The organism is Ectopseudomonas composti (assembly GCF_900115475.1).
In the GTDB taxonomy this organism is placed as follows: Bacteria; Pseudomonadota; Gammaproteobacteria; order Pseudomonadales; family Pseudomonadaceae; genus Aquipseudomonas; species Aquipseudomonas composti.
This window is the reverse complement of record NZ_FOWP01000001.1, coordinates 748,569-761,923: the sequence shown is the minus strand read 5'-3', so window position 1 is coordinate 761,923 and position 13,355 is coordinate 748,569. Positions and strand designations below refer to the sequence as shown.

11 protein-coding genes are annotated in these 13,355 nt (G+C 63.5%); 3 read left to right on the top strand and 8 right to left on the bottom strand.

What is annotated here, in order from left to right; translation table 11 throughout:
* The first annotated feature begins 4 nt into the window (after positions 1–4).
* Complete coding sequence (locus BM059_RS03350) at positions 5–475, top strand: chemotaxis protein CheW (RefSeq protein ID WP_074936710.1); 471 nt, start codon at positions 5–7, stop codon at positions 473–475.
* A gap of 79 nt (positions 476–554) precedes the next feature.
* Here the strand turns inward: BM059_RS03350 and BM059_RS03345 are convergent, their stop codons facing one another.
* The 3 genes from BM059_RS03345 to BM059_RS03335 form a co-directional block, all read right to left on the bottom strand.
* Complete coding sequence (locus BM059_RS03345; RefSeq protein ID WP_074936709.1) at positions 555–2,036, bottom strand: alanine/glycine:cation symporter family protein; 1,482 nt, start codon at positions 2,034–2,036, stop codon at positions 555–557.
* 206 nt (positions 2,037–2,242) lie between these two features.
* The gene (locus BM059_RS03340; RefSeq protein ID WP_037003785.1) at positions 2,243–2,968 is read right to left on the bottom strand and encodes a 16S rRNA (uracil(1498)-N(3))-methyltransferase; all 726 of its coding nucleotides are present in this window, start codon (positions 2,966–2,968) and stop codon (positions 2,243–2,245) included.
* A 131-nt stretch (positions 2,969–3,099) separates the two neighbouring features.
* Entirely contained in the window at positions 3,100–4,503 is a 1,404-nt protein-coding gene (locus tag BM059_RS03335) for an adenosylmethionine--8-amino-7-oxononanoate transaminase (RefSeq protein ID WP_037003786.1), read from the bottom strand.
* A 258-nt stretch (positions 4,504–4,761) separates the two neighbouring features.
* On the opposite strand from BM059_RS03335, the gene BM059_RS03330 reads away from it, so the two are divergent.
* Together BM059_RS03330 and BM059_RS03325 are read left to right on the top strand one after the other, a co-directional pair.
* A complete protein-coding gene (locus BM059_RS03330; protein ID WP_074936707.1) occupies positions 4,762–5,307 on the top strand; it encodes a cytochrome b in 546 nt (181 codons plus the stop codon).
* Positions 5,308–5,367: 60 nt separating this feature from the next.
* On the top strand, positions 5,368–5,943 hold the full coding sequence (locus BM059_RS03325; RefSeq protein ID WP_074936706.1) for a YceI family protein: 576 nt from the start codon (positions 5,368–5,370) through the stop codon (positions 5,941–5,943).
* Between the two features lie 112 nt (positions 5,944–6,055).
* Here the strand turns inward: BM059_RS03325 and BM059_RS03320 are convergent, their stop codons facing one another.
* The 5 genes from BM059_RS03320 to BM059_RS03300 form a co-directional block, all read right to left on the bottom strand.
* Positions 6,056–7,948, bottom strand: coding sequence for an RNA helicase RhlE2 (locus BM059_RS03320; protein WP_074936704.1), 1,893 nt, complete (start codon positions 7,946–7,948; stop codon positions 6,056–6,058).
* Between the two features lie 187 nt (positions 7,949–8,135).
* Complete coding sequence (locus tag BM059_RS03315) at positions 8,136–8,894, bottom strand: substrate-binding periplasmic protein (RefSeq protein WP_074936702.1); 759 nt, start codon at positions 8,892–8,894, stop codon at positions 8,136–8,138.
* Positions 8,895–8,946: 52 nt separating this feature from the next.
* Positions 8,947–10,320: a nucleotide 5'-monophosphate nucleosidase PpnN gene (gene ppnN / locus BM059_RS03310; RefSeq protein ID WP_074936700.1), complete on the bottom strand. Its 1,374-nt coding sequence runs from the start codon at positions 10,318–10,320 to the stop codon at positions 8,947–8,949.
* 97 nt (positions 10,321–10,417) lie between these two features.
* Positions 10,418–11,188 carry a DUF3142 domain-containing protein gene (locus tag BM059_RS03305; protein ID WP_074936698.1) on the bottom strand — a complete coding sequence of 257 codons (771 nt, stop codon included), beginning with the start codon at positions 11,186–11,188 and terminating at the stop codon, positions 10,418–10,420.
* On the bottom strand, positions 11,158–13,320 hold the full coding sequence (locus tag BM059_RS03300) for a PA5441 family protein (protein WP_074936696.1): 2,163 nt from the start codon (positions 13,318–13,320) through the stop codon (positions 11,158–11,160). Before BM059_RS03300 ends, BM059_RS03305 begins: the two co-directional genes overlap by 31 nt.
* Positions 13,321–13,355 lie beyond the last annotated feature (35 nt).

Here is a 13,355-nt window from a genome sequence, read left to right as displayed (position 1 = left end):
TTCAATGAGCCAAGCCGTCGCCACCCAGAACAGCGTTGCCGGTCTCACCGGCTTGCTGGTGCCATTGGCCGACCGCACTCTGTTGCTGCCCAACGTGGCGGTAGCGGAGTTGATTCCCTATCGTGCGCCGCAGGTCAGCGAAGGCACCCCTGACTGGTTTCTCGGCCAGATTGCCTGGCGTGACCTGCGTTTGCCGCTGCTGTCCTTCGAGGCCGCCAGCGGTGGCCAGGCACAGGTCGCCAATGGCGCTCGCGTAGCGGTGATCAACGCCCTGGGTGGTCGACCCAAGGTCAAGTTCATCGCACTGCTGGTGCAGGGGATTCCACGCTCGCTTAAGGTCGGTAGCGATCTGCCGGTGGCTGATGTCGAGCTGGCGCCGCTGGAACTGGGTGCCGCGCGCGTCGGAGACGATGTGGTGCGTATTCCTGACCTGGTCGCGCTGGAGCAGCTGCTGGCCGAGGCCGGTTTGATCTGAATTCGGCTGGCGCGCGGACGAGCGCGCATGAAAAAGCCCCGGCATTGGCCGGGGCTTTTTCGTTACTGCCGTTGAGCTATCAGCGCTGCGGTTGCTGCGCTTCGGTCTTCTCTGCAGTCAGGTTGTCTTCCGAGGTGCTGTTGCCCCAGTAGTCGGCATTCTTGATGCCAAGCTTCTCAGGATGGAACACCGGGTCCTTGCCCTCGTCTAGCTGCTGCTCGTAGTCCTTCAGGCACTTGTAGGCGACCTTGTGCATGAGCAGGATGGCGATGATGTTCAGCCAGGCCATCAGGCCTACGCCGAGGTCACCCAGATCCCAAGCGAAGGTGGCGGTGTGCACGGTGCCGTAGACAGTGGCCGCGATGATGCCGAATTTCAGCAGCAGGGTGAGGATGGGGCGCTTCACCTTACGGTTGATGTAGGCAATGTTGGTCTCGGCGATGTAGTAGTACGCCAGGATGGTGGTGAAGGCGAAGAAGAACAGGGCGATGGCAACGAAGGCGTTACCGAAGCCGGGCATCATGTTCTCCATCGCGGTCTGCACGTAGCCCGGACCTGCAGCGACGCCAGCGATACCGGTGAACATCGCGCTGCCGTCCGGGGCCTGCACATTGTACTGGCCGGTGATCAGCAGCATGAAGGCGGTGGCGGAGCAGACGAACAGGGTGTCGATATAGACCGAGAAGCCCTGCACCAGACCCTGCTTGGCCGGGTGGCTGACAGCGGCGGCCGACGAAGCGTGCGGGCCAGTGCCCTGGCCGGCTTCGTTGGAGTACACACCGCGCTTGACGCCCCACTGGATGGCCATGCCGACGATGGCGCCGAAACCGGCCTCGAGGCCGAATGCGCTCTTGACGATCAGTGCGATGACTTCCGGCAGCTTCTCGATGTTCAGCAGGATGATGACCATCGCTACCAGGATGTAGCCCAGCGCCATGAACGGTACGACCACCTGGGTGAAGTGGGCGATACGCTTGACGCCGCCGAAGATGATCAGACCGATCAGCACGGCCAGCACGGCCGCGGTCACGTTAGGATCGACACCGAAGGCAGTCTGTACGCTGGAGGCGATGGAGTTGGCCTGTACGCCCGGCAGCAGCAGGCCGCAGGCGAACACGGTAACGATGGCGAACAGCCAGGCGTACCACTTCAGACCCAGACCACGCTCGATGTAGAAGGCCGGGCCACCACGGTATTCACCGTTGAGCTTTTCCTTGTACACCTGGCCGAGGGTGGACTCGACGAATGCCGAGCTGGCACCGAGGAAGGCCACCATCCACATCCAGAACACCGCACCCGGACCACCGAAGGTGATCGCGGTGGCCACACCGGCAATGTTGCCGGTACCGACGCGACCGGCGAGGGTCATGGTCAGCGCCTGGAAGGAGGTGATGCCGTGCTCATCGGTTTTGCCGGTGAACATCAGGCGAATCATTTCTTTGAAGTGGCGAACCTGGAGAAAGCGGCCGCGCAGGGAGAAGTAGAGACCAACGCCGAGACATAGATAGATCAGCGCCGGGCTCCAGACCAGACCGTTTAGGGTCGAGACCAGTTCGTTCATGCAATGCTCCTGGGCATGCGGCCGCCTTTTGGGCGGGGCCGAGACCCGTTGTTTGTTATTGGAAGAGGAACGACGCTGCGGGGCGCCGGCCTCGGCCGCGCGCGGGTTGCTGGTGAGCGGGTCGCGCGTGCGGCGCGCAGAGCATGACAAAGACCGCCGCTCTTGCAATCTCTTGAGGTCACATTTTGTTACGTCGAGGCGACATTTTACGCCTGGAGGTCGCCCCAGAGCTGTTGAGCGACACTCAGGGCCACCACAGGCGCCGTTTCCGTGCGCAGAACGCGTGGCCCCAGGCGGGCTGCGTGGAAGCCGGAGTCCCTGGCCTGATCCACTTCGGCGTCGCTCAAACCGCCTTCCGGGCCGATCAGAAAGGCCAGGTTGTTTGGCCTGTCATGGCTTTGCAGCGGCGCGGCGACTGGGTGCAGCACCAGCTTCAGGTCGGCTTCGATCTGCTGTAGCCAGGCGGCCAGTTCCAGCGGCGGGTTGATCAGCGGCAGTACCGAGCGGCCGCATTGCTCGCAGGCGCTGATTGCCACCTGACGCCAGTGAGTCATGCGCTTGTCGGCACGCTCGTCCTTCAGTCTGACTTCGCAGCGCGCCGAGACGATCGGGGTGATCTCGCTGACGCCCAGTTCGGTGGCCTTCTGGATCGCCCAGTCCATGCGTTCACCGCGTGACAGACCCTGGCCGAGGTGAATGCGCAGGGAGGATTCACTGAGCCCGGCGATGGCTTCACGCAGCTCGACGCGTACGTTCTTCTTGCCTACTTCGATGAGCTCGCCGAGGTACTCCTGGCCGCTGCCGTCGAACAATTGCACGGCATCGCCCACTGCATGACGCAGAACGCGGCCGATATAGTGGGCCTGGGCCTCGGGCAACTCGTGCTGGCCGAGGGAGAGGGGGGCGTCGATAAAGAAACGGGATAGGCGCATAAGGGGCAGCTGCAAGCGGCAAGTTCGAGGCGGCAAGTTTAAAGCGGTGGCGCGTGCGGCGCACCCTACGGAAGGTGCGCAGCTTTTTTCGTAGGGCGCGTTGTGTGAACCGGGCTTCGTGTGTGGCTCGCTCAACCCGGATCGCGATGATCGGGAAAACGGTTATCCACTGCCACGCTGACCGACTCGCGGGTGGCGATATCGATGCCTTCGCCGGCCACGTCGGCAAGGAAGTCGATCTCCTCCGGGGTGATCACGTAAGGCGGCAGGAAATACACCACGCTACCCAGTGGGCGCAGCAGCGCACCCCGCGTCAGGGCGTGCTGGTAGACGCGCAGGCCGCGTCGCTCCTGCCAGGGGTAGGCGGCCTTGCTGGCCTTGTCCTGGACCATCTCGATGGCCAGGGCCATGCCGGTCTGGCGCACTTCGGCGACATGCGGGTGATCGACCAGGTGCGCGGTGGCGCTGGCCATGCGCGCTGCCAGGGCCTGGTTGCGCTCGATCACGTTGTCATCGCGGAAGATGTCCAGGGTCGCCAGGGCTGCGGCGCAGGCCAGTGGGTTGCCGGTGTAGGTGTGCGAGTGGAGGAAGGCGCGCAGGGTGGCATAGTCGTCATAGAAGGCGCCATAGACCTCATCGGTGGTGAGCACCGCCGCCATCGGCAGGTAGCCGCCGGTCAACGCCTTGGACAGCACCAGAAAATCCGGGGTGATAGCGGCCTGCTCGCAGGCGAACATCGTACCGGTGCGGCCGAAGCCGACAGCAATTTCGTCGTGGATCAGGTGCACGCCATAGCGGTCGCATGCCTCGCGCAGCAGCCTGAGGTAGATCGGGTGGTACATGCGCATGCCGCCGGCGCCCTGGATCAGCGGCTCGACGATCACCGCGGCGACTTCGTGGTGATGCTCGGCCAGTGTCTGCTCCATATGGGCGAACATGACGCGCGAATGGTCCTCCCAGCTCACGCCTTCTGGGCGCAGGTAGCAGTCCGGGCTGGGCACCTTGATCGTGTCGAGCAGCAGCGCCTTGTAGGTATCGGTGAACAGCGACACATCGCCCACCGACATCGCCGCCACGGTTTCGCCGTGATAGCTGTTGGTCAGGGTGACGAAGCGCTTCTTGGCCGGCGCGCCGCTGTTGAGCCAGTAATGAAAGCTCATCTTCAGCGCCACTTCGATGCCCGAAGAACCGTTGTCGGCGTAGAAGACCTTGTTCAGTCCGGCCGGGGTGATCTGCACCAGGCGCTCGGACAACTCGATAACCGGCTGGTGGGTGAAGCCGGCGAGCATCACGTGTTCGAGGTTTTCCAACTGCTCGCGGATGCGCGCGTTGATGCGTGGGTTGGCGTGGCCGAACACATTGACCCACCAGGAGCTGACCGCATCCAGGTAGCGCTTGCCGTCGAAATCCTCCAGCCACACGCCGGAAGCCTTGCGGATCGCCACCAGCGGCAGGCGCTCGTGATCCTTCATCTGGGTGCAGGGGTGCCACAACACGTCAAGATCGCGTTGCATCCAGTGGTCATTCAGGCTCATGAGATATCTCCCTGTGTGCGGGCGGCCAGCCTACCAGAAGCGGTACTCGAGACGCTGCCGGTGCCGCTGGTCAGGCGTAATCAACCGTCCGCGTGGAGGCTGCCGAACTTTGCGTCACGCGCTGCACACTAACTCGGTCGGTCAAAAATGGCTGTCATGAGATATCGCATTTCTCGATGTTTCATAGCGAAATTTTCCGCTTTAAATCGATATATTAACCGTTAGTCTTGCTCGGAAACTGGATTAGGGAAGCCTCCCATGCAATGGCGCAATACCCCCGCTCGTTATGGATTGGTCAGCGTGCTGCTGCACTGGCTGGTAGCACTGGCCGTATTCGGTCTGTTCGCGCTGGGCTTCTGGATGGTGGGGCTCAGCTACTACGATCCGTGGCGCCAGAGTGCGCCGGACCTGCACAAAAGCATCGGTATCCTGTTGTTCTCGGTGATGCTGCTGCGTGTGTTGTGGCGTCTGTTCAATCCGGCGCCAGCGGCCCTGAGCAGCCATAGCCAGCTCACTCGCCTGGCCTCCAAGCTCGGTCATGGCGTGCTCTATCTCGGCCTGTTTGGCGTGATGATTTCCGGTTACCTGATTTCCACCGCCGACGGCCGTGGTATCGAGGTGTTCGGCCTGTTCAGCGTACCGGCCACCCTGACCGGCATCCCGCAGCAGGAAGATATCGCCGGCGCCATCCATGAGTACCTGGCCTGGGGCCTGGTGATCTTTGCCGGCCTGCATGGCCTGGCCGCGTTCAAACACCATTTCATCGACCGCGACAGCACCCTGCTGCGGATGTTCGGGCGCTGAAGCCTTTCATAACCGGGCTTATGCCCATCTAGATCGACAACCTCGCAAGGAGAACACCCCATGTTGAAGAACGCCCTCGCTGTACTGGTTCTGGGCTCGGCGCTGATCGGCGGGCAAGCCATGGCGGCCGATTACGCCATCGACAAGCAAGGCCAGCACGCCTTCGTCAACTTCAAGATCAGCCACCTGGGCTACAGCTGGCTGTACGGCACCTTCAAGGATTTCGACGGCAAGTTCAGCTTCGACGCTGCCAAGCCTGAGGCCAGCAAGGTCAGCGTCAGCCTGAAGACCGCCAGCGTCGATACCAACCACGCCGAGCGTGACAAGCACATCCGCAGTGCCGACTTCCTCAATGCGAGCAAGCATGACACCGCGACCTTCGAATCCACCTCGGTCAAGTCCACTGGCGAAGGTACTGCCGACGTGACCGGCAACCTGACCTTGAACGGCGTGACCAAGCCGGTCGTCATCGCGGCCAAGTTCATCGGCGAAGGCAAGGACCCGTGGGGCGGCTACCGTGCCGGCTTCGAAGGCACCACCACGCTGAAACTGAAGGACTTCGACATTTCCATGGACCTTGGTCCGGCGTCGGAAACCGTCGAGCTGATCATTTCGATCGAAGGTGTTCGCCAGTAATAGAAAGGGCGAGGCGGGTCAGCGGTGCGCATGGCGCACCCTACGCAACGGACAAGCCAGCGCACCATGAAAAACGCCGCCCAGTGGGCGGCGTTTTTGTTTGCGCGGCAGCTTACTCTTCGCGGTTACGCGTCAGCAGTGCTGGTTTTTCGCCACGCGGACGGTTGCTGTTGCTCAGCTCGTCGAGTTGTTCGGCGCTGGGGAAACGATCCAGGCGCGAACCTTTGTGCACGATGATTGGCTGCTTTTCGCGCGGGTTGCGCACGGCCGCTTCGGCGCGTGGCAGTTCGTCGCGATCCAGCGAGGTGATACGACCATCATGCCCCGGCCGGCCACGACCGCCGCCGTTACGGCCCTGACCGCCCTGGCCACCTTGGCGACGATTCTTGCCGGGAGTACCAGGGCTGCCACCAGCGTTGCTACGCGGCTGCCGGTTGTTGCTGTTGGCTTTCTGGCCTTGGCCCTGAGCGGCGCCATTGCCGGCAGTTCCGCCACCTGAGCGGCGGCCACGGCCTTGCGGCTTGGCCTGCACCGGGACGTAGTCGGCACGGTTACCGAAATTGTCGATTTCGTCGTCGAGGAACTCTTCCGGGTCGCGGTCAGGCGGCAATGCTGGCGCGGCAGGAGCAGCGCCGCGAGCCTGGTTGCGAGGTTGCTGGCCACGGCGGTTCTGGCCTTGGCCTTGCTGTTGCGGCTTGGCTTTCTGATCCTTGCCGCCGTCCTTGCCCTTGTCTCTGCGGCCGCCGTTGTTGCGTTCACCCTTGGGCTTCTCGGCACCTTCGCTCTTGGGCTTCTTCTGCCCAGCGTTGCGCGGTTGACGTGGTTCGCGCACTTCCGGGCGCTCCGCTTCCACGGCGCTGGCGTCGAAACCCATCAGATCGCCATCGGGGATCTTCTGCTTGGTCATCCGCTCGATGCTTTTCAGCAGCTTCTCTTCGTCCGGAGCGACCAGCGAGATGGCTTCACCACTGCGCCCGGCACGGCCAGTACGGCCGATGCGGTGAACGTAATCTTCCTCGACGTTGGGCAACTCGAAGTTGACCACGTGGGGCAGTTGGTCGATATCCAGGCCACGTGCGGCGATATCGGTGGCGACCAGGATGCGTACCTTGTTCGCCTTGAAGTCGGCCAGGGCCTTGGTGCGCGCGTTCTGGCTCTTGTTGCCGTGAATCGCGGCAGCCGGCAGCCCGTGTTTTTCCAGGTACTCGGCCAGGCGGTTGGCGCCATGCTTGGTGCGGGTGAACACCAGTACCTGTTCCCAGGCACCCTGAGTGATCAGGTGGGCGAGCAGGGCGCGCTTGTGGCTGGCGGCGAGATGAAAGACGCGTTGTTCGATACGCTCGACCGTGGTGTTCGGCGGCGTGACCTCGATGCGCTCGGGGTTGTGCAGCAGCTTGCCGGCTAGGTCGGTGATGTCCTTGGAGAAGGTCGCCGAGAACAGCAGGTTCTGACGCTGTGTCGGCAGCTTGGCCAACACCTTCTTGACGTCATGGATGAAGCCCATGTCGAGCATGCGGTCGGCTTCGTCGAGCACGAGGATTTCAACGTGCGACAGGTCGATGGCCTTCTGGTTGGCCAGGTCGAGCAGGCGACCCGGGCAGGCAACGAGGACGTCGACACCCTTGGCCAGGGCTTGAACCTGCGGGTTCATGCCAACGCCGCCGAAAATGCAGGCGCTGATGAATTTCAAATCGCGGGCATAGACCTTGAAGCTGTCATGCACCTGGGCGGCCAGTTCGCGAGTGGGGGTCAGTACCAGCACGCGCGGTTGTTTTGGGCCGTGACGTTGTTCGCGATCCGGATGACCGCCCGGAAATAGGCGTTCGAGGATCGGCAGGGCGAAACCGCCCGTCTTACCTGTACCCGTCTGGGCCGCCACCATGAGATCGCGACCTTGCAACACGGCGGGAATGGCCCGCTGTTGCACCGGAGTGGGCTGGGTGTAGCCGGCGGACTCGACCGCACGGACTAGAGCCTCGGAGAGACCGAGGGAGGCAAAGGACATGAGCAATCCTGTACTAAGTGAGGGCGTGGCCCTGGGGGTGTAGAGCCTGGCTTGAATCACGCGTGGGGCGCATGATCCCGTCCGGTACTGCTGGCTTCTGGGAGCTAGCATCCGGGCGCAAGCCTGGCGGGAAGTCCCGAGTATAACAGAGCTGAGCGTATGCGCAGCTATCAGCCTGTCGGTTGGTTCACGGCTTGGTATCTCGAGGGTTGGCGTAGTGCTGCTGTAGCTCGGCGTAGGCGGGCTCACGTTTGAAGCGGCGCAGCTCGGCAGCGAAGTTCTCGGCCAGCTGCGCCAGCTTGGGATCGTGGCGCAGCGCCAGGTACATGCGGTCGTGGCCGAGCGCCTTGCGGTTGTAGTCGACCCGATCCAGCAAGCCCAGCTGCGCACTCAGATAGCGCCCGGCGCGACGATCATTGACCACCAGATCGACGCGATGGCGGATCAACTTGCCCAGATTGGCCTCGTGAGTTGGCGCTTCCTCGCGGCTGAACAGGGTCGAGGTACGGAACGCCTCGTCGTTGTACCAGTAGCCCGGCGAGATGCCGATCACCAGATCACGCAGGTCTTCCAGTCGGCGATAGGGATAGGGGCGATTGCGAGCGTAGAACAGCACCAACTCCACTTCGCTGAGGGGTTCCTCGACAAAGAGCATGCTCGCCTCGCGCTCGGGCAGGTGGAAGATGCCCAGAATTCCGTCGGCATGTCCCTGCTCAAGCGCCAACAGGCAGCGCTTCCAGGGCAAGAACTCCAGCTCCAGGTCGATGCCCAGGCGGCGCAGTACCTCGCGGCTGACGTCGTAGTCGAGGCCGGTAACTTGGCCGTCCTCTGCGTAGACGTAAGGTGCCCATGCATCCGTGACCAGGCGCAACGTCTCGCCGCGAGCGGCGAAGGCGAGGCAGCAAAGTAGTAGGGCGGCGATAATTTGGCGCTGGAATAATGGCATCACGCCAGATTATCGATTTTGCGCTTGCCGTTAAAGTGCGCGATGCGCGCCTTTAGTCGACGACCCGATAGCAGGGCTCATAGGCACTACCACCTGGCAGCTTCATGCGGTGCTGTTCGACGAAGGCCTGCAGCAGGCGATCCAGCGGGCGCATGATGCTGGCGTCGCCACGAATCTCGTAGGGGCCGTGCTCCTCGATCAGGCGAATGCCATTCTCCTTGACGTTGCCCGCGACGATGCCGGAGAAGGCGCGGCGCAGGTTGGCAGCCAGATGGTGCAATGGCTGCTCGCGGGTCAGGTTGAGGCTGGCCATGGCTTTGTGAGTCGGCTCGAACGGGTGCTGGAAGCTTTCGTCGATCTTCAGCAGCCAGTTGAAGTGGAAGGCGTCGTTGCGCTCGCGGCGGAACTGGCGCACGGCCTTGATGCCAACGGCCATCTCACGGGCGACTTCGGCCGGGTCGTTGACGATCATCCGGTAGCGCTGCTGCGCCGCCTCGCCGAGCGTCGCACCGATGAAGTCATGCAGCTGCTGCAGGTACGGTCCGGCGCTCTTCGGCCCGGTGAGAATGACCGGGAACGGCAGGTTCTGGTTGTCCGGGTGGGTGAGGATGCCCAGCAGGTAGAGGAACTCTTCGGCCGTGCCGGCGCCGCCCGGGAAGATGATGATGCCGTGGCCGACGCGAACGAAGGCCTCCAGGCGCTTCTCGATGTCCGGCAGGATCACCAGTTCATTGACGATCGGGTTCGGCGCTTCGGCGGCGATGATGCCTGGCTCGGTCAGGCCCAGGTAGCGGCCCTTGAGGTTGCGCTGTTTGGCGTGACTGATGGTGGCACCCTTCATCGGTCCCTTCATCACACCGGGGCCACAGCCGGTGCAGATGTCCAGGCCGCGCAGGCCGAGCTCGTGACCGACCTTCTTGGTGTACTTGTATTCCTCGGTGCTGATCGAGTGGCCACCCCAGCACACCACCATCTTCGGTTCGACGCCGCTGCGCAGGGCCTGGGCGTTACGCAGCAGGTGGAAGACGTAATCAGTGATGCCTTCGGAACTGTCCAGATCGATGCGCTTGTGCTCCAGCTCGCTTTGCGTGAAGACGATGTCGCGCAGCGCGCTGAACAGCATCTCGCGGGTGCTGGCGATCATTTCGCCATCGACGAAGGCATCGGCCGGCGCGTTGATCAGCTCCAGGCGAATGCCGCGATCCTGCTGGTGAATCTTCACTTCGAAGTCCGGGTAGGCTTCGAGGATGGTCTTGGCGTTGTCGCTGTGCGAACCGGTATTGAGGATCGCCAGGGCGCACTGGCGGAACAGGCGGTAAACGCTGCCGGAGCCGGTTTCGCGCAGTTGCTGCACTTCGCGCTGGGAAAGGGTTTCCAGGCTGCCCTTGGGGCTGACGGAGGCGTTGATTGTGGAGCGTTTGAGCATGAAGAGTGGTCCTGGTGGCAAGCTCGCGCCAAAGGCCGGCGCGGAGGCGTTCGAATAGGTTGTCGCAGTGTCTGTTGCGGTCGTCGGTGGCTGGCGGTCAGCGTCTGGCGGCTGGTGTGTCGGTTATGGGTGCGCTCGGGTTCAGCAGAAATACCACATAGCCGCGGAACCAGGGGCTGCTTTGCAGGTAATCCGGCGCCTGCCATTCGCCGTTTTGTATCAGGCCGATGCGAAACGGCAACTGCAGCCGCGCGATGCTCGGCAGGTAGCGCTGGTAGTCAGCGATGCTGTGGCGGCCCTGGTAAGTCTGCATAACCACTTCATCGACCACCCCGGCGAGGCGGTTGAGCGCCGCCGGGTCGGCATTACCGGCCCAGTCGAGCAGGCCTGTGATACTCAGGCGGTACTGCTGCGGCAGGCGCTGGCGCAGGTCTTCGAGGAAGGCGGCGTAGCGATCCAGGCGCAGCGTTTGTGCATCGAAGTCGATCTGCACCCCGCTGACCCGGTTGCCGGAACGCTGCCAGCGCTGCAATTGGCTCAGCAGCAGGGCGAACACTTCCTCGTTCCAGTCCAGGGTATGCGCGCGATACACCACCCAGAGCTCGATATCCTTCGACAGCCTGGGCGTGGCTGGGTTCTGTGCCTGCATCCGCGCTGGTGGATCGCCAGCGCGGCGCGGACCATCGATCTGCCCCTGCAGCACGTACAGGGTGCGGGCTTGGGCCAGTACCGGCTGTGGCGTCACGCCGGCCCACAGCCAGAAGGCCTGATGCTCGCTGGCGTCGACGCGCGCGGCCTGCACCGGCAGGCCGGCTGCCAGCAGGAGCAGGAGCAGGCCTACCAGTAGTACTTGAGTCGCTGTGCCCACTGGGTGTCCGCGTAGCTACGCTTGAGAGTCTGGAACCACTGCTTGCGCTGATCCTTGCTGATGTCCTGGTCGTCGCAGCTGTTGTAGCCGCTGGGCGCATAGCAGTTGATTGCGCGGAGCAGGGCGTAGGCCTTGTCCTCGCGGCTGACCTGCGGCGCATCCAGCAACATCCGATAGGCGGCCAGGCGGGAAAAGGAGCTGCCCTGGAACTGACTTGGCGCGCTGCCCAGCTCGCCGGCGGCCGGTGGGTGGTTCAGCCAGTGTTCGTCGAGGCCGTGTACGCGGATGAAATCGCCCAGGCACAACATGCCCTGGGCGTCCTCGGCATTGGCGGCGAGGCGTTCGGCGATCTTGGCCAGGCTCGGGCAGGCGTAGCCGGCATCGCTGCCGCCGGCCCAGGCAAACAGGCCTGGATCGAGGCGCTGCGCAGGCTGTTCCGGCTTGTAAGGGTATTGCGCGAAATCGCTGAGAAAGTCGGCGTAGTGGCCGTAATCCAGGTCACGGTAGAGCAGGGTATACAGCGCAGTTGCCCGCTCGCTTGCAGGTGCCTGTTCGCCGCCAGCTTGCTGGCGCAGTAGCTCGGGGCCGGCGCCATAGGCCAGCAGGCGTTCGCGGATCGGCGCGGTGGTGATCGGCGAATCAGCGGCGAACACCTTTTCCCGTTCGCCACTGCGCTCGTAGTTCAAGGCCAGCGCCAGTTGCAGCTGGGCCTGCTGCAGTGGGTCTTGGCTGCGTGCCAGTAGCGCCTGCCAGTGCTGCAGTGCCTGGGTCGTCTCGCCCTTGGCTTCCAGTGCTAGGCCGCGCAGCGTTTCCTGGCTGAAGGCGAGGGCGTTCAGTGGCCCAGCATCGGTATCCGGCAGGGCGGCGAGAGCCTGCTCGGCATCGTCGCCGCGGTAGAAGTGCCAGGCAGCGACCAGGTAGGCGTGCAGGCCGGGCTGATTGGCGAGGCGCGGTTGCTGTGCCTGCAATTGCTCGAGGCTGAGGCGCGGCTGGCTGTTGCTGCCGGGGGCGCGCAGCTGAATCAGATCGACCATGGCCAGCAGCAGTGGGTCGTCGATGGCATCCGGGGCGAGGCTGGGCAGCAGTTTACCGTCCAGTTCCTCGATCAGCGCGGGCATATCGACCTGTTGCGCGCCTCGCTGGAATTGCCGGGCAAAGGCTTCGGCAAACCGCCGGGTGTCGCCTGCCAGCCAGTACACGCGGCGTTGCAGACCACGTGCCGAATCGCTGTAGAGCCCCTGCGGATAGTTCTCCAGGTACTGCTCGAAGGCCTTCGCGCTGGCGTCGAGGTTGGACTTATCTACCTGCTCCGGGCTGAAGAAACCGTACTCATCGAAGGCGTTTAGTTGCGCCTGGTTCAGTGCAACACGGCCGAGCAGGTACTGGGCGGTTTCGCTTAGCCAGGGCTGTTCGTTGTCCGCGAGTTCGGCGAAACGTTCACGCGCCTGGTCGAAGTCGCCGCGATAGAACGCGTCAGCGCCGCGCAGGTAGTCCCCGAAGGCCTGGGCAGCGGGCGACTGCAGTTGCGTCGCTTGCGGCAGGATGTCCTGCGTTTGCGGATCGCCCTCGCCGCACAGGCTCAGCAGGCTACGCCGCGAACGGGCCAGCGCCTGTGCCTCGCTCGCGGCCAGCTCTGGCGTGGAGCTGAGCGCATCGACGAAGCCGCGCATGGCATGAAGGTCGTTGCTGCGGCAGCGATTGCCCTCGCCTTCGGCGAAATGGTGCACGGCGAAAGCATCCGCGTCGCTGTCGACGCCCAGGCGCTGCAGGGCCTGGGTAAGGTACGCCACGTCCGGATCGGCGGTTTGCTCGTCCGTCTCGGTCGCTTCGCTACGGGCGCGGCTTGGGTCGAGCATGCCGAGGCTGAAGGGCACCAGGCCGTAGCCGTATTCGTAGCCTTCGAGTACCAGTGGTTCGCGCGTCAGTTTCAGGTGGCCGGCGTCGTCGAGCAGCAGCTGCAGGTTGACGCGGCTGTCGTTGCCGGGGCTGAGAAAGGCCAGGTTGTTGCACGCCGAGAGCTGGTCGGAAATCAGCTTCCAGCTCGGTGTGCAGGTCATGTCGGAACTGGCCAGTGCAGCGGGCGTGTGCAGGCCGGCGAGCAAGGCGAAGGGGAAGAGGCGCTTGATTGTCATAGGGCTCATCCTTGAGCGTGGGAGCCGCTGTACGG